Consider the following 16,327-nt stretch of genomic DNA (forward strand, 5'->3'; position numbering starts at 1 on the left):
TGACGTGACTGTTGATTTAATGACACTCTGAAAAGGGATTGGCGGTTGAACTGCTGACGCCGTACTTGCATAATAGCATTATATCAACACCTTGTACGGTTAATGGAGGCAAATTTTGGCATACATCGAAGTCCGCAACGAATTTAAGAAGTATCAAATGGGCGAAACGGAAATCATCGCCAATAACGACGTGTCATTCAACTGCGAGGAAGGCCAGCTGACCGTGATCCTCGGGCCGTCCGGGGCTGGCAAGTCGACCGTGCTGAACATTCTCGGCGGCATGGACGTCCCGACGTCCGGCCAAGTGGTGATCGATGGCGTCGACATTGCGCGCTTCAACGACAAGCAGCTCACCGAATTTCGCCGCCACAACGTCGGCTTTGTGTTCCAGTTTTATAACCTGATCCCGAACCTGACCACCAAGGAAAACGTGGAGCTCGCTAACTCGATCGTCGATGACGCACTGGACGCCGAGGACACGCTTAAAGCGGTCGGCCTGGCGGAGCGCATCGATAATTTTCCTTCCCAACTTTCAGGCGGGGAGCAGCAGCGCGTTGCTATCGCCCGCGCCTTGGCCAAAAATCCCAAGCTTCTGCTGTGCGACGAGCCGACCGGCGCCTTGGATTACGAAACGGGCAAGCAGGTCCTGCAGCTGCTGCAGGATGCCTCGCGTAAAAACGGCAAGACGGTGCTGATCATCACGCACAACTCGGCGCTGGCACAAATGGCCGACCGGGTGATCCGGCTCAACGACGCAAAGGTGCGCGAGGTCACCGACAACGCTCACCCGCTGCCGATCGCTGAGATCGAGTGGTAGGGGGCACCGTGATGAAGCCAATGCGGAAAAATATGTGGCGGGAGATCGGCGCCAACAAGGGCCGCTTCATCGCCATCGTCCTGATCATTTTACTCGGCACGCTGACGTTTGTCGGGGTGCGCGCCGCCGGACCGGGGCTTGAGGACTCGATGGACCGGACCGTGAAGGACCAGCGCCTCACCGACGTGCAGTTGCTGGCGACCACTGGGTTCACCCAGCAGGACGTTAAGACGGCGGAACAGGTCAGCGGGGCCAAGGCTGAGCTGACCAAGTTCAAGTACGTCACCGGGGGCAAGGATGACCTGGCGATCGCGCTGTACGGGTATCAGGCTAAGGTCCAGCAGGACCGGCTGACTGTCACGGCCGGCCGGCTGCCGCACGCGGCCGGCGAGGTCGCACTGGATACCCGGGCTAAGACCGAGTACCACTACCGGCTGGGGCAGACCTTTACTTTCAGCAAGGACGCGGACTTAAAGCGGCGGGCGTTTAAGATCGTCGGGTTCGTGGATTCCCCGCGCTACGTCGATAACAACGAGCGCGGCTCGACCAACGTTGGCGATGGCACAGTACGCTTTTTTGCCTATGTGCAGCCCGCGCAGTTAAACCTCGATGTGGCCACGCTGCTAGCGGTGCGGTTTGGCAGTCTGCAGGATGAAAATAGTTATAGCGACGCTTACAAGGATGACGTTGCCGCCAAGCTCACCGCCCTAAAGCGTGCCTTCAAGCCCCGGGCCAAGGCGCGGGACCAAGCCCTTACGGCCGCGGCACTGAAGCCAATTGCTGCCGAGCAGGCCAAATTAGACCAAGCCAACGCCCAATTGACCGCCGCTACGGCTCAAGTCGAGGCGGCCTCTCAAGGCGCAATGACCACGACGCCAGAATTGACGGCCCAGGCCGCCCAGCTGGCTGCGGCGCAAAAGAAGTTGGACGCGGCCAAGCAAAAGGCGCGCGCGGCCATTCACACCAGCTACACGTGGCAGACTCGCGCCGATTTGCCGGGCTTTGCCTCGTTTGGCGATAGTGCCGACCGCATCGCGGCGATCGCCAACGTGTTCCCGGTGTTCTTCTTCCTGATCGCCGCGCTGATCACCTTTACCACCATCACGCGGATGGTCGAGGAGGCCCGCGGCCAAATCGGCACATTCAAGGCGTTGGGCTACGGTAAGTGGGCGATTGCGCGCAACTACCTGATGTACGCGCTGATGGCCGGCCTGCTGGGCGCAGTGGTCGGCAGCGTGGCCGGCAACTTGACCCTGCCGCGGTTCATCGTGTCGCTGTATGACATGGTGATCCCGCTGACGCCAACCATCCCGCTGATGTGGGGCAGTTTTGCCATCGCCTTGGTGGCGTCGCTGCTCGCGACGGTGGGGGCGGCCTGGCTGGTCACCCGGCGCGAACTGCGCGAGCGGCCGGCGGAGCTGATGCGGCCGGCCGCGCCGAAGTCGGCCAAGCGCATCCTGCTGGAGCGGATCAAACCGCTGTGGCGCCGGCTGTCGTTTAATCAAAAAGTGTCCTACCGCAATCTGTTCCGCTACAAGAGTCGCATGATCATGACGATCATCGGCATCGCCGGCGGTACGGGGTTGCTTTTGACCGGGTTTGGGCTCCGCGACTCGATCGGCACCACCGCCAGTCACCAGTACGACACCGTGTTTCACTACGATGCGACCGTCGCGTTGAAGAGTGCTGGCAAGCAAACCAAGGCGCTCAGTTTGGTCAAGGATTCTGGCAAATACCAGGCCCACCGCGTGATCAACGCGGACACTGGCAAAGCGAAGGCCAACGGCAAGCAAATTGCCGACATTAATCTTTACACCCCGCTTAAGCGCACGGGCCTGAACGGGTTTGTCACCCTGAGTCAGCACGGCGACCGTTATCAGCTGCCGGCCAGTGGCATCGTCATCGCGCAGAAAATCGCCAACCAGCTTGGCGTGCAAAAAGGGGATACCCTGACCTTCACGCGCACCGGCAAGGCCGCCGTGAAGGTCAAGGTCAGCGGCATCACCACCAACTACATTGGGGTGTTCGCGTACATGAGCCCGCAGGCGTACACCAAGGCATTTGGCCACCAGCCGGTCGCCTCGGCGCTGCTGCTGAAGCTGCGGCCGATGACCGACAGCCAGCGCAATCAGCTGGCGCATCGCCTACTTAAACAAAATGCCGCTTTGGGCACCAGCTTCAAGGCGGATGAAACTAAGTCGGTCGGTAACATGGGTTCATCGCTGAATCCGGTCGTGCTGATCTTCATTTTGCTATCCGGGGTCCTGTCGTTCGTTGTGCTGTACAATCTAACGAACATCAACGTCTCCGAGCGCATCCGCGAGCTGTCGACCATCAAGGTGCTCGGCTTCTACGACCGTGAGGTGACGATGTACATCGTGCGCGAAAACATTGTGATGACCATCGTCGGTGTCCTCTGCGGTTACGGGGTCGGGTACGGACTGCTGGCCTACATCCTGCACCAGGCCGAGACCACCCAGGTGATTTTCCCGGTCGTGCTCGCACCGCTCAGCTACGTCTGGGCGACGCTGCTGATGGCGGGCTTCACCGCGGTGGTCATGCTGGTCACCCACAAGCGGCTGCAGCGCATTGACATGGTCGGTGCGCTGAAATCAAGCGAGTAATGCCAAAATAACCGCCGCGGAAAAATTCCGGGGCGGTTATTTGATTGCGGTTCCGCGGCGGTCGACCAAATGGTGAAAGGTGCCGGGGGTCAGACACTGACCCAGCGCTTTCGGCAGGATGCCGGTGGCTACGGTTGCGGCCGGTTGCCAGACCAGGGTGGTGCCGGCTGGCAAATCCAGCGCTGACATGTCCAAGTTCGCGAGCTGTTCAAAGGTGGCCTGATCAACTTCACTTTGATACACCATCAGCAATTGGTGATAAGCAGTCTCGTTCAGGGTGAAAAAGGCTTCGATCAGCCCCGTCAAATTGAGGGTCGCAAGCGCAAGGCCCAGTTCCTCCAGGGCCTCGCGCCGGGCTGCCGCCTCTCCGGTTTCCCCAAACTTCACCGCTCCGCCAGGCACCACAAAGCGCTGCTTGCCGCCTTGTGTCCGGGGCGTCACCAGCACCTGGCCGGCATGCGTCACGATCAGCACAGCGCGGACGTTAAAGCGTTCATCTGGGTGAACAAAATAGCGGATGTCTTGGTCTTCTTGCATGTGCCGCCTCCTGCAAATTTTAGCTCATCATACCACAGTCAGTTTGCCGGCCGGTACGCCAGCAGATCCCCAGGCTGGCAGTCCAGCACCTCACAAAGCTTGGCCAAGGTGGAAAAACGCACGGCCTTGGCCTTGCCGGTCTTCAGAATGGACAGGTTGGTCAGGGTGATCCCGACCTGATTGGCCAGTTCGGTCAGGGTCAGGTCGCGCTTTTTCAACATTAGGTCCAAATTGATCTCAATCATCGCGGGCCTCCTCACACGGTCATGTCGTTTTCAGTCTTGTAAGCCAGGGCGGTCGTCCAGAGCTGCTGCAAGATCGCCAAGAAAAGCCAGACAATGGCGGGGATGGCGAAGAAGCCCAGCCCGATCACCATGAGCCCAGGGCCGTCTTCCTGGTCGGCCATCCGGTACCACTCCGGCAGACAGGCGAAAAGGCCCAGGGCCATCGTGCCGACTGCCCACTTCAGGCGGATGATCAGCGTTACGGCGCGCTGCGTGAACGCGGCGTTGGCCGTGATGCAGTCCAGCAGGCGCCAGGCGATGACGGCGGCGAGCCAGTAGCTGACCACGGCGACCGCCGCGCCCAGGGTGAAGCTCCACGCCGCGATTGGCCACTGGTAATCGCGCACCATGACCACAGGAAAGCGCGGGATCAGGCCGATGCCAAACGCCCCAATGGCGATGACACTGGCGATCAACAGCAGTTTTAACAACCAAATTCGCATCTTCATGATGAATCCTCCCAGCACTCGATGTCGCCATCGGGTTGATGGGAATAATTTAGCACGAGATTATCGACTATCGATAATCATTTATCGAAAAACGATAAAATCTTAAGGATTTGCCGCCGGGCTCAGGGTGATCACTTTAGTGGCGACCCGGTCGATGAAGGCTTGGTCGTGCTCGACGAACAGCATGGTCGGCTGGGATTTGAGGAGGCTTGCCGCGAGCTGATCTTGATTATAGAGATCCAGGTAGTTGAGCGGTTCGTCCCACACCAGCAAGTTGGCCGGCGTGACCAGTGATTTGGCCAATTCGACTTTTTTCTGCTGACCGGCACTGAGGCGCTCGATCGGGGTGGTGAAGGCCAAGCGTTCCAGGCCCAGTTTTTTCAAATTGTTCAGCAAGTCCTGGTAGTTCAGATGGTGGGCTTCAGCAAATGCGGCGATGGTGCCGGTGTTGTCCGCGTACAGCTGGCGGCTGAGGCTCCTGGTCAGACTAGGCGGGCAGGCTAGCGTGCCCGTCAGCGTGCCAGTAAATGTACCTTGCAGGGCGTGGAGCAGTGAGGACTTGCCGATGCCGTTGGGTCCGGCCAAGGCCACGCGCTCACCGCGGCGCACGTCGAAGGTCACCGGCGCAAACAAGGGCTGGCCGTCATAACTCAAGGTGAAGTCTTCAACGTGCACGTAGACGTCGTGGTGGTCGGGGCTGGTGTTGATGGTCAGCTCAGGCACGTCCTCGATGTTTTTCAGCAGCTGGGACTTGCCTGCGATGGCCTTGTCCATCCGGTGTTCGAGCACCTTGGACTTCTTCATCAGGCGCGCGGCGCGGGCGGTGACGAAGCCGGCATGGCCGGTGCCGCCGCTGCCTTTGACATGGGGATCGCCGTGAATGTCGCCTTCGCGGCTGAGCGACCAGTCGTGCTTGGCGCGTGAAGACTGCTTGAGCCGGCCGATGTCGCGCTTGAGTTTGGCGTTTTCCGCGCGCTCGTATTCGTTTTGCCGCTCGCGCTCTTGAGCATAGACACTGTAATTGCCGGCGTACAAGGTGATGGCCTGCTTATCGATGGCCAGGGTATGGTCGGTGATCGCATCCAAAAAGGTGCGATCGTGGCTGATGACGATGAAGCCGGGTTTAGTTTTCAGGTAGTCGGCGATGAGCTCGCGGCTGGCGGCATCCAGGTGGTTGGTCGGCTCGTCGATCAGGGCGAACCCATCCTCCTCGGCAAACAGCAGGGCCAGCCGGACCTTGGTCTGCTCGCCGCCGGACAGCAGGTTGAACGGCCGCCAGAGAATGTCGGGGTCGCCGTGCATCAGGTTCAGCTCGCGCTCGAGCTGCCACTGCTCGGCCGTGCTGGCTTCCTGCATGGCGTAAAGGGTCAGCTGCGTCTCATCCTGGATGGGCTGGGGGAAATACCGCAGCTTGGTGGGGACGCTGATCTTGCCTGCGTAGTCGTGCTGGCCTTGCATCAGTTCCAGCAGGGTCGTTTTGCCCCGGCCATTGCGGCCGACCAAGCCGAGGTGCCAGGACAGATCCAGGTCAAAGGAGACATCGTGAAACAGTTCGGTTTGACCGTCGTAGCCAAACGTGAGGTGCGAGAGGGTAATGGTTGCCATGAGGCGCTCATCCTTTCTGAAGGACGGGCCTGAAGCCGCGCAGTAAATGGCATTTGGACCACGCAAAAAGCCAGTCCAACCGGGCTGGCCAAGCGAGTCGTCTCGCCTGGTGCCGCCTGAAGTCTGCCATTGAGAAAAGTCGAGACTGCGCCCTTGCTTCAGGGCTTCGACGTTTCATCAATGGCTTACTTCAATGGCGACACCTTCTTCGTAATTTGTTGGGTCCACTATACCGCGCGGCTATGGCGCGGTGCAACTCTTTTTTTAAAAGGCTTGGGCGACCGGGACATCACCGCTGGCGATTTGGAGGGACTGCCTGTGCAAATCAGAGTTGACTGCCTCGACCAAGACCGTGGCGACGTCCTGGCGTGAAATCTGGCTCTTGCCCTTGGGGTTCAGCGTGATCTTGCCGGTGCCGTCAGCGTTGGTGAGCGCAGTTGGCTCAACGATCACCCAGTCCAAGGTGGTCCGGGTCTTAAGCCATTCGTCGGCGTAATACTTGGCAATGTAGTAGTCGTTGATCCCGGACTTGGCCCAGAAGCGGCGGTCCTGGACGTTCAGCGCGCTGAGGTGAATAAAGCGGGTGATGCCAGCGAGCTGGGCCGCTGCCATGGTCTTGACCGCTCCGTCTAAGTCAACGGCAAGTAAATTCTTACCACCAGAGCCGGCCGCAAAGATCACCGCGTCGCAGCCTTTCATGGTTTTCGCCAGCGTGCTGATCGAGTCAGTCAGGTCGAAGTGCACGGCGTGGTACTGGGCGGTGTCACCGCGGGCCTGAGAAACCGGGTCGCGGTACCCACCCACGGCCTCGTAGTCGTTCGTCAGCAGCGTTTCGACCACCAGTCGGCCGACTTGGCCGTTAGCGCCGGCAACAAATACTTTTGTCATAATGATCACTCTTTCTATAAGTTAAATGGATTGCAGCGGGACCTTGCGCGTCGGCGCAGGGAATGCGGCATCGATGATGGCCAGCTGGGCTGCCGTGAACTGGACAGCGAGGGCGGCGAGGTTGGCCGCCATGTGCGCGGCGCTGCCGGTTTTTACCAGCGGGATCACCGGCCCGCGCCCGGCCCAAGCGAGCAGTAGTTGGTGAACGGAGAGGTGCATCTGGTGGGCGAGCTGAACCACTGCGCTCGGCAGCGGGATCTGCCGGCCGTTGCCGGACCCGAATGGCGAGTAGCCCAGTAGCGGCAGGTTGCGCTGCTGCTGGTAAGGGATGAGATCAAAATCGATGCCCCGGGCGGCCACGTTGTACAGCACCTCATTGGCGGCAATGCCCTTTCCGCCTGGCAAAGCGCGAGCGGCCTTGAGGGCGGGCAGGTCAAAGTTTGATAGCCCGTACGCCCGAATGAGGCCGGCCTTTTTCAACGCCACCAAGCCGCTTAGGGTTTCGGTCAGGGGTGTTTCCCCCGGCCAGTGAAGGAGGTACAGGTCCAAGTAGTCCGTGCCCAGCCGCTGCAGGCTCTTCTCTAGGGCCAGCCGCATCAGCTTCGGCGTGGCGTGCCACGGATAAAACTTGGACACGAGGTAAAGCCGACTGCGGTCGTACGGCGCGATGGCCTGGCCGACCAAGGTTTCGGCTTTACCGTCACCGTACATCTCGGCCGTATCGATCAGGGTGAGCCCTGCGTCCAAACCCGCGCGGATCGCCGTCAGCTCGGCAGTACTTTGGGCGGCGGGGCCTTCCCCCAGCGCCCAGGTCCCGATGCCTAAAGCGGGCACGGTCACTTGGTTGATTTGAGTCGTTTTCATTGATGGCCGACCTCCTGACTACTTGCAGGTTTATCATAACACGCCTTCTGGGTGGGGTCGAAAGCGCTTGCCTGGTGGGGTAGAATACAAGGCAACGGAGGTGAGCCAAATGAATTATCAACTGAAGGGCAACGTCCCTTTTCCCATTGCATTGCTGCACTTAGACCGCGGCGATCGCGCGCAGCTCGAGGCCGGGGCAATGATCTACCACAACGGCCGGGTGACGCTTGAGGGCCACATGAACAGCAACGGCAAAACCGGCCTGGGCGGGATGTTGTCCGCGCTAGGCCGCAGCGTGACGTCCGGCGAGTCGTTTTTCATCACCACGGCCACAGCGACAAGCGATGGTGCCGAACTTGCCATTGCGCCGGGCAATCCCGGGGTGATCCAGGCCTTGACGCTGGATGGCGACCACCAGTGGTGCCTGAACACCGGCGCGTTTCTAGCCATGGACAGTACGGCCGGCTATTCGATGATTCGCCAGAAGGCTGGGCGCGCGCTCTTTGGCGGCACCGGCGGCTTCTTCATCATGGCAACCACCGGCACCGGGACGATGCTGGTGTCCGCGTACGGCGACCTGCTGCCGGTGGATCTCGATGGTAGTACCGATTACGTGATCGACAACAATCACGTCGTCGCCTGGGAGTCCACCCTCGACTACAGCATAGAAATCGCCAGCGGGACGTTTGGCTTCACGACGGGGGAGGGGCTGGTCAACCACTTCACCGGCCGCGGCCGGGTGTACCTGCAGACGCGCAACGTGGAGGCGCTGGCGAACTTGGTCAAGCCGTACCTGCCGAATAAATCCTCGGATTAAGGCGAATGCCGGGCCCAGTGCCCGGTTTTTTACTAAAAATGGTGGCGCTTTCATGCCGAATCAGCTAAGGTAATAGGGAAGCCTAGTCGCCTTGGCGACTGGTGAACTTTTTGGCCCGGGAGGCATGTTGATGACCACAGTGTTAGGAACAAGGCTGCCACTGATCCAGGGTGCGCTGGCGGGGATCTCGCAGCCGTGCCTGGTGGGGGCAGTGGGCAACGCCGGCGGGCTCGGCGTGCTGACCACCAGCGACAAGAACGCGGCGACTTTGGCCAAGGCCATCAAGGCGATCCGCGTCTTCACGGCCGCTCCTTTTGCCGTCAATCTGATGCTCCAGCAGGATAATATCGCTGAGCTGGTGCCGTACCTGATCGACCATCCGGTGCCGGTGGTCACGACTAGCGCCGGCACCCCGGAACGGTTTGTGCGCGAGCTGCGGGCGGTGGGCACGAAGGTCGTCGCGGTCATTCCGTCGGTGAAAGTGGCGACTAAGATGGCCGCCCTTGGTGTGGACGCGCTGGTGGCCGAGGGCATGGAGTCCGGCGGCCACATCGGCACGGAGACGACCATGAGCCTCGTGCGGCAGGTGACGGCGGCGGTGGCGGTGCCAGCGTTTGCGGCCGGCGGCATCATTGACGCGGCCGGCGTGCGCGCCGCTGAAGCCCTTGGCGCGTGCGGCGTGCAGGTCGGGACGGCGTTTCTCGCAGCGCACGAGGCGCCCCTGAGTGCGGCTTATAAGGCGGCCGTGGTGGCCGCCGGCGACACGGCGACGGTGATCACCGGGCGCGCGTTGGGGGATGCCGTGCGGTGCCTGCGCAATCCGCTGACGGACCAGTATTTCATGGCCGAAGCGATGGGGGCGTCCAATATCGAGCTGCACGCCCTGCTTGATGGTAGCCTGGCCAAGGCCATTGCCGGCGACGTGGCGCATGGTACCCTGATGGCCGGTCAAATTGCCGGCATGGTGCACGGCACCGCGCCGGTGCAGACAATCGTTGATCGGCTTTTCCCGTGACCGCCAAAACCGGCCCCCACTGCAAAAGTAGGGGCCGGTTTTGATCAATCGCCAATGCGGCGGTGGGCCAAGCGCTTGTACTGGCGATCAATGCTGTGCACGTAGACGAGGCAGAAGACGCCCAGGCCGATCAGCACCGCCATCAAGAATGTGCCTTCATTGCCGCCGCTGTCGAGCGCCACGGTGAGAAGCGCGGCGGCCAGGCTTACATAGCCCGCGCTTTGGCCGATGACGTAGCGGCGGTGGTAGGCGGCCCGGCGCGCGATGGCCTGATCGTGAACCGCAGCCGCGACCGGCAGGTGCCGCAGGGGGCGGCGCGCTGCCTTGAAGGCCTTGCTGCTCAGAATGAGCGCAGCGATGCCAAGCAGGACGGGAATGTAGAAGGCCACCATCGACCAGTCGTGGCCAGAGTCGCCAACGATCGTGAAGCCGCTGCCCACGATGAGCAAAAACACCCCGCCAGCCATCGCCAGCGCGTGCGTGCCGGCCGCCTGCCAGAAGGTTTCGGCTTGTTGCATGGTCACGCAGCGCTCAACCGGGACGTTTCGCTTGGCCTGGGCTGCTGGTCGGGCCGCGGGTTCAGCGCTCGCCTCGGCGTGTGCTTGCGCCAGGCGGGTTTTGATCCCGGCGGTGGCCTTCAGCGTGGCGCCAATTGCGGCGTCCTCGTCTTTTCCGCGCTGGCGCTGTTGATTGTAAAAAGTGGTCATGGCGTCAAGCAACTCGGCTTGAGCCTTCCGGTTGGCCGGCGTGTCCGGCAACTCCTGATATAAGTCGGTGAGATAAGTTTTGAGGGTGTCCATAAGCGCCTCCTGCGGTCACAGCGATGTCGGTGCTATCTTATCACATCTCGCTAGTCGGCGATGGGCCGGGTAGCCAGCCGCTTGTAACCATTGCTGATCGTCTGGACATAGACAAGGTAAAACACGCCCAGGGCGATCATGCCGATCATCAGCGGGGCCCCAAGTTCTTCGTTTGCAATGGCGTTCATCACAATGGGCGGGAGCACTGAAAACAGGCAGCACAGGATCCCCACCATCAGGCCAATAGTGTAGGACTGATGATAGGCGGCCATTTTCTCATCGGCTAGGGCTTTGGTTGCGGGCGTCAGCGGCCGCTCGCCAATGCGCTGGCGCTGCGGCTTAATGCCCATGGCGCTGGTGATGATGGCGGCCACGCCGATGCCAAGCGCAAGAAAGAACATGACTGCAGCGATGGTGGTGTCATCAATGCCAAACGCGGCGGCAAGCGCGATACTCAGGATGCAAAAGGCCACGCCTGCCCCGAGGGTCAATGCATAGCGGGCGTTTGCCTGCCAGTAGCGCTCGGCGGTGGTTTCATCGATGGCGTTAGCGGCACTTGGCTGAGGCTTTGCCGCCTGGCGTGGATCAATCTCCAGCGCGGCAAGCACTTCGTCGATCGAACCCACCGCCGTAATGGCCGCGCCGATCGCTTCGGCCTCGCTTTTGCCCTCTGCCAGCTCCTCATGATAGTGATCGGTCATGAGGTCGAGCAGGTCGACTTTGGCCTTGCGGGTCGCTGCTGTGTCCGGCACGCCTTCAAACAACCCAGCCAGATATGTTTTCAAGGTTTCCATTGGTTATTCCTCCGTGGCTAAAAATTTTGAAACGACCGCTTGCGTCTGCACCCATTCCTTGCGTTTGGCGGCCAGCAGGCGCCGACCGGCCGCCGTCAGTCGGTAATACGTCCGCGGCCGACCATAAGAGATCTCGCCGGCGTAGGCTTCAATGCTGCCGTTTTTGACCAGACGGGTGAGCGTCGAATACAAGGTGGTTTCGCGAATACTGTACGCACCGCCCGTACGGTCGCGAATCGCTTTTTCCACCTGGTAGCCGTACGAGTCGCCCCCGGCCAGCACGGCTAAGATCAAGGCATCATTGTAGCCTCGCATGCTGTCGCTTGAGATCATCCACTCGCCTCCAACTACTTCATCTGATGCAGTAATCTTACCACAGCTGCCTTGGTGCAGTCTCGGCCCTGAGGCTGATATTGTGAAACAGTGGCGAGTGCGTGATATTAATTGTTAATACGGAGGAAAAATGCATATTTAGTTACGTTGTGGATGGCGAGCTTCAGCTGGCGATCCCGCGCCCGGCGCTGGATGCGGGTCCGCTATACGCGTTGATCGCGGCCGATCGGGCGACCTTTGAACGCTATTTGCCGTGGGTCAAAGACACGCAAACGGCGGCCGATGAACAGGCTGCGCTGACCTTATTCAACCAGCATTTTGGGGCCCGCACTTCGGCCAATTTGGTGCTGGTCGTCGCCGGTCAGCCGGCCGGAATGATCAGCTTCAACGGCTTTCACGATGAAAATGTTTGGTCAAAGCTCAAAAGCGAGTGGGCCGACTGAACTACTCCTTGGAGGCGCTTTCCCGATCAGTGCTACAATAATGGCGAAAAGGAGTTGATAGGATTGAATACGATGAAAGCATTGCTGCGGCGCAAGTCGGTGCGGACCTACACTGGGGTGCCGGTGACGGAGGACCAGCGGGCACAGCTGCTGAAGGCGGCTTACGCATCGCCGGTCGCAATGGGTCAGTACGATTCCATCGTGATGACCGTGGTGGAAAAGCCTGAGCTGCTCGCCCAAATCGATGCGGCCGCGGCCAAACAGTTTGGCCGCGAAAAAATGCTGTACGGTGCGCCGATGTTGATCATTTTGGCGACCAAGCTCAAGGATGACGCTAGCGATAATTCGAGCTATTCCAATGCCGCGACTGTGATCGAAAACCTCAACCTGGCGGCGGTCGAGCTTGGCCTTGGCGCCTGCCACATCTGGGGTGCGATCGCGGCGCTGGCCGGGGATGACACACTGAAGCAAGCGCTGAAGATCCCTGAAGGCTTCACGCCGGTGGGCGGCCTCGTCGTTGGCGATAGCACCGACGCCTACACGAAGCGAGACATCCCAGACCAACGCATTGCCACAGAAATCCTAGATTAATGACACCAAAAAACAGACCCGCCAGCATCTCACTGATGCCTGGCAGGCCTGCTTTGATTTTATTTACTTATCCCTCATTTATTCAGGCACAGGGGCAGTTGTCTGCTCGGCACTTTCTTTCAGTGCGGAGTCGCCGTTGCTGGCGATGACGTCGTGGTACCAGACCGATGATGCTTTCGGAATGCGGGTCAGAGAGCCTTGGCCCTGATCATCGCGGTCGACGTAGATCAGACCGTAGCGCTTGGCCATTTCGCCGGTGCCGGCCGAAATGACGTCCATGGCGGTCCACATGGTGTAGCCGATCAGGTCGACGCCGTCTTCATCGATGGCCTGGTGCATCGCCTCGACGTGCGCGCGCAGGTAATCGATGCGGTACGGGTCGTTCACCGCGCCGTCTTCCAGCGTATCGATCGCGCCGAGACCGTTTTCGACGACCATCAGCGGCACTTGATAGCGTTGGTACAGCCGGTTCAGGGTCAGGCGCAGGCCGCTTGGATCAGTCTGCCAGCCCCAATCGGAAGTCTCCAGGTAAGGATTTTTCTGGCCGGCGATCAGGTTGCCCTGACCAACGTTTTCGCTGGTTTTGGCGACGCAGGAGCTGGAGTAGTAGGAGAAGGAGTAGAAGTCGACCTTACCATTCAGCAGATCTGCTTCATCCGCCGCGGTCACGTTAAGCTTGATGCCACGCCTTTCAAACCGCCGTTTGGCAAAGCTAGGGTAGCTCCCGCGGACTTGGACGTCGCCGCAGAAGTTGTTGAACCAGTCGGCGCGCTGCTGGGTGGCCAGCACGTCCTCAGGCTTGGGGGTCAGCGGGTAGGCCAGGCCGTTGGCGATCATGCAGCCAATTTGATTCTCCGGATCGATCTGGTGGCCGCTGATCACGGCCCTGGCCGAGGCCAGAAAGACGTTGTGCAGCGCCTGGTACTGCTCGGTTTCGTCGCCGGAAGTAAAGAAGTAGTTCTCCTGCGCCGCATCGCGCAGGCCCAGGCAGAACAGGCGGCCTGCGCCTAGTGTGCCAAAGTTGATCTCGTTAAACGTCAGCCAGTACTGGACCAGCCCCTTGTAGCGCGTGAAGCAGGTCTCGGCGTAACGGACGAACATGTCGATCACTTTTTTATTTGCAAAACCGTTGTACGCGGTGATCAGGTGGTACGGCATCTCGAAGTGGCTGAGGGTGACGATCGGGGTGATGTTATTTTCCTGGCAGGTCGTGAACACGCGCTCGTAAAAGCGCAGGCCTTCCTCGTTTGGCTGCGCGTCATCGCCGTTTGGAAAAATCCGGCTCCAGGCGATGGATAGGCGCAGACTCTTAAGGCCGATTTGGCCAAACAGCGCAATGTCTTCTTCGAAACGGTGGTAGAAGTCCACCCCAGTGTGCGAAGGAAAGTAATCGCCGAGATTCAGGTCCTGGACGAAGCGGCGCGGCTTCGTTCGACTGCCTGAAGTCAGGTGGTCGGCGATGCTTTCGCCTTTACCGCCTTCGTTCCAGGCGCCCTCACATTGATTGGCAGCAAGTGCTGCTCCCCAGAGAAAATTATTCGGAAACGGCATGGGCATTGACCTCCGTGGCTTCTTGAGTGTCTGCGATCAGCGTGAGCAGCGGCTCGCCGGCTTTGATCTGTGCATTGCCGGTCAGCTCGGCGATGACATCGAGGTAGTCGGCGGTATTGGTGACCACGATTGGCGTCACCATCGAGTAGCCAGCTTTGCGGATCGCCTCAATATCGATCGTTGCGAGTAGGTCGCCGGCCTTGACGTGCTGCTCGGCTTTGACGTTGATGTCAAAATGCTCACCGTTCAGTTGGACAGTGTCCATGCCCAGGTGGATCAGGACCTCGGCGCCGCTGTCGGTGATCAGGCCGATGGCGTGCTTGGTTGGGAACACGGTCATGATCGTCGCATCGGTTGGCGCCACCACGCGGCCGTCTGACGGGTCGATGGCGATGCCTTGGCCGAGGGCCCCGGCGGCAAATGCGCCGTCTTCAACATCGCGCAGCGGCACCAGCTGACCGGTCATCGGACTGGCGAGCACGGTGTCGCGTTCCAGCCGTGGAGCAGTTGGAATCGCTGCGTCTTCGATGCCGTTGACGATTGGGTCATCTTGGTACATCACGTAAGCTGCGATAAAGCTTGGAATGATCGCGATAGCCAAGCAAATGCCGGCGTACATCAGGTCGCGCCCGGCGTTGTCGGTACTGAGCATGCCGAGAATCGCGAACAGGCCCATGCCGCCCATACGGTAGGTCTGCATCCCCAGTGCGCCAGTCATGGCGCCGGCAAGACCGCCCCCGATGCAGGAGATCACAAACATCTTCATGCGCGGCAGGGTCACGCCGTAAATGGCCGGTTCCGTCACGCCGAAGATCCCGGAGATCCAGGCCGGCAGGGCGATACCCTTGAGCTTTTTATCCTTGGATTTAAGCCAAATTGCGACCACCACGGCGGTTTGGGCAAAGGAGACCCAGGCAATCGAGGTCAAAATGGCAGTGGGGTTGCCGGCGGCCAGTGGGATCATCGCCATCACGACGATCATCATGTGCACGCCGAACATCACCAGCAGCTGCCAGGTCGCGCCTAAAACGAGCCCCGCCAGGATTGGGCTGAAGCCCATCAAGGCCTCGATGCCCTGGGTCAGGACCAGTGATACCGCGTTGGCTGCCGGGCCGATCAGCATGAAGCCGATCGGCACAATGATCACCAGCGTCAGCATTGGCACCAGGAAGGTCTTGACCACATCTGGAATGACTTTTTTGAGCCAGCGTTCTAGCGGCGCCGCCAGGGCCACCATCAGAATCACTGGCAGAATGGTTGAGCTGTATGAGGCATTGAAGTTCATGCCCCAGAAATTCAGGTCGATACCGTTGATGTTCGGGTGAACCAGCGCGGCGCCGATGATGAGACCCAGAAATGGCGTCATGTTAAACTTCTTGGCGGCATTGAAGCCGATGACGATCGGGAAGAAGTAGAAGCAGGCGTCCCCGATGGCATCGAGCATGATGTAGGCGCCAGATTTGTCCGTCAGTACGCCAGTGACCATCAGGATCACGGCGAGCCCCTTGATGATCCCGCCCGCACACATCACGGACAGGGCGGGCATCATGATGCCGGAAATCAGGTCGATGACGCGATCGCCAAATTTCATTTTCTTGGCAGGGGCGTCTGCTGCCGCGGCTTCTAAGTTGCCCACGCGCATCACTTCCGCGAACACGTCCGGCACGTGGTTGCCGATGACGACTTGATATTGACCGGCCGACTGCATCACCGTGACGACGCCAGCCATACTTTTCAGGCCGGCGGTGTCGGCGATGCTTTCGTCCTTGAGCTTAAACCGCAGCCGGGTGACGCAGTGCGTGAGGCCGAGAATATTATCGCGGCCGCCGACTTTAGCAATGATATCAGTTGCGAGTTGTTCATATTTAGTCATGATTGTTCCTCCTGAAAGATTATTCTTCCCGAAGGTTTGGCC

At 60.0% G+C, this 16,327-nt stretch carries 17 protein-coding genes; 6 read left to right on the forward strand and 11 right to left on the reverse strand.

From position 1 onward, the window contains the following. Positions 1-115: 115 nt before the first annotated feature. Positions 116-817 carry an ABC transporter ATP-binding protein gene (locus EKM85_RS00085; protein WP_125584237.1) on the forward strand — a complete coding sequence of 234 codons (702 nt, stop codon included), beginning with the start codon at positions 116-118 and terminating at the stop codon, positions 815-817. Positions 818-828: 11 nt separating this feature from the next. Then, complete coding sequence (locus tag EKM85_RS00090) at positions 829-3,441, forward strand: ABC transporter permease (protein ID WP_125584238.1); 2,613 nt, start codon at positions 829-831, stop codon at positions 3,439-3,441. A gap of 36 nt (positions 3,442-3,477) precedes the next feature. Here the strand turns inward: EKM85_RS00090 and EKM85_RS00095 are convergent, their stop codons facing one another. The 6 genes from EKM85_RS00095 to EKM85_RS00120 form a co-directional block, all read right to left on the reverse strand. Next, positions 3,478-3,978 (reverse strand): NUDIX domain-containing protein, encoded by a 501-nt coding sequence (locus EKM85_RS00095; protein WP_125584239.1) that lies wholly within the window; start codon positions 3,976-3,978, stop codon positions 3,478-3,480. Between the two features lie 38 nt (positions 3,979-4,016). Further along, positions 4,017-4,223: a helix-turn-helix domain-containing protein gene (locus EKM85_RS00100; RefSeq protein ID WP_125584240.1), complete on the reverse strand. Its 207-nt coding sequence runs from the start codon at positions 4,221-4,223 to the stop codon at positions 4,017-4,019. Between the two features lie 11 nt (positions 4,224-4,234). Beyond that, positions 4,235-4,711 carry a DUF2975 domain-containing protein gene (locus EKM85_RS00105; protein ID WP_125584241.1) on the reverse strand — a complete coding sequence of 159 codons (477 nt, stop codon included), beginning with the start codon at positions 4,709-4,711 and terminating at the stop codon, positions 4,235-4,237. Between the two features lie 102 nt (positions 4,712-4,813). Then, positions 4,814-6,316, reverse strand: a complete 1,503-nt coding sequence (gene abc-f / locus EKM85_RS00110) for a ribosomal protection-like ABC-F family protein (RefSeq protein ID WP_125584242.1) — start codon at positions 6,314-6,316, stop codon at positions 4,814-4,816. Positions 6,317-6,580: 264 nt separating this feature from the next. Continuing rightward, entirely contained in the window at positions 6,581-7,204 is a 624-nt protein-coding gene (locus EKM85_RS00115) for an SDR family oxidoreductase (RefSeq protein ID WP_125584243.1), read from the reverse strand. Positions 7,205-7,225: 21 nt separating this feature from the next. Continuing rightward, complete coding sequence (locus tag EKM85_RS00120) at positions 7,226-8,068, reverse strand: aldo/keto reductase (protein WP_125584244.1); 843 nt, start codon at positions 8,066-8,068, stop codon at positions 7,226-7,228. Between the two features lie 109 nt (positions 8,069-8,177). Between EKM85_RS00120 and EKM85_RS00125 the strand changes: the two genes are divergently transcribed. Continuing rightward, entirely contained in the window at positions 8,178-8,885 is a 708-nt protein-coding gene (locus tag EKM85_RS00125) for a TIGR00266 family protein (protein WP_125584245.1), read from the forward strand. 130 nt (positions 8,886-9,015) lie between these two features. Then, on the forward strand, positions 9,016-9,900 hold the full coding sequence (locus EKM85_RS00130; RefSeq protein ID WP_125584246.1) for an NAD(P)H-dependent flavin oxidoreductase: 885 nt from the start codon (positions 9,016-9,018) through the stop codon (positions 9,898-9,900). Positions 9,901-9,944: 44 nt separating this feature from the next. On the opposite strand, the gene EKM85_RS00135 is transcribed toward EKM85_RS00130, so the two are convergent. From EKM85_RS00135 to EKM85_RS00145, 3 genes are read right to left on the reverse strand one after another with little or no spacing between them, the layout of a single operon-like run. Next, positions 9,945-10,700 carry a hypothetical protein gene (locus EKM85_RS00135; RefSeq protein ID WP_125584247.1) on the reverse strand — a complete coding sequence of 252 codons (756 nt, stop codon included), beginning with the start codon at positions 10,698-10,700 and terminating at the stop codon, positions 9,945-9,947. A gap of 50 nt (positions 10,701-10,750) precedes the next feature. Further along, positions 10,751-11,494 carry a permease prefix domain 1-containing protein gene (locus EKM85_RS00140; RefSeq protein ID WP_125584248.1) on the reverse strand — a complete coding sequence of 248 codons (744 nt, stop codon included), beginning with the start codon at positions 11,492-11,494 and terminating at the stop codon, positions 10,751-10,753. Between the two features lie 3 nt (positions 11,495-11,497). Next, a complete protein-coding gene (locus tag EKM85_RS00145) occupies positions 11,498-11,827 on the reverse strand; it encodes a PadR family transcriptional regulator (protein ID WP_125584249.1) in 330 nt (109 codons plus the stop codon). Positions 11,828-11,928: 101 nt separating this feature from the next. On the opposite strand from EKM85_RS00145, the gene EKM85_RS00150 reads away from it, so the two are divergent. Both EKM85_RS00150 and EKM85_RS00155 read left to right on the forward strand, forming a co-directional pair. Beyond that, a complete protein-coding gene (locus EKM85_RS00150; RefSeq protein WP_164510609.1) occupies positions 11,929-12,270 on the forward strand; it encodes a hypothetical protein in 342 nt (113 codons plus the stop codon). A 72-nt stretch (positions 12,271-12,342) separates the two neighbouring features. Further along, positions 12,343-12,861, forward strand: coding sequence for a nitroreductase family protein (locus tag EKM85_RS00155; protein ID WP_225418911.1), 519 nt, complete (start codon positions 12,343-12,345; stop codon positions 12,859-12,861). A 78-nt stretch (positions 12,862-12,939) separates the two neighbouring features. Here EKM85_RS00155 and EKM85_RS00160 read toward each other — a convergent pair whose 3' ends face one another. Together EKM85_RS00160 and EKM85_RS00165 are read right to left on the reverse strand one after the other, a co-directional pair. Continuing rightward, positions 12,940-14,412: a family 1 glycosylhydrolase gene (locus EKM85_RS00160; RefSeq protein WP_125584252.1), complete on the reverse strand. Its 1,473-nt coding sequence runs from the start codon at positions 14,410-14,412 to the stop codon at positions 12,940-12,942. After that, the gene (locus EKM85_RS00165; protein ID WP_125584253.1) at positions 14,396-16,285 is read right to left on the reverse strand and encodes a beta-glucoside-specific PTS transporter subunit IIABC; all 1,890 of its coding nucleotides are present in this window, start codon (positions 16,283-16,285) and stop codon (positions 14,396-14,398) included. The genes EKM85_RS00160 and EKM85_RS00165 overlap by 17 nt, the downstream gene beginning before the upstream one ends. Between the last annotated feature and the right edge of the window lie 42 nt (positions 16,286-16,327).

Origin of the sequence: Lacticaseibacillus jixianensis (genome assembly GCF_003946485.1) — a bacterium.
Classification (GTDB): Bacteria; Bacillota; Bacilli; order Lactobacillales; family Lactobacillaceae; genus Lacticaseibacillus; species Lacticaseibacillus jixianensis.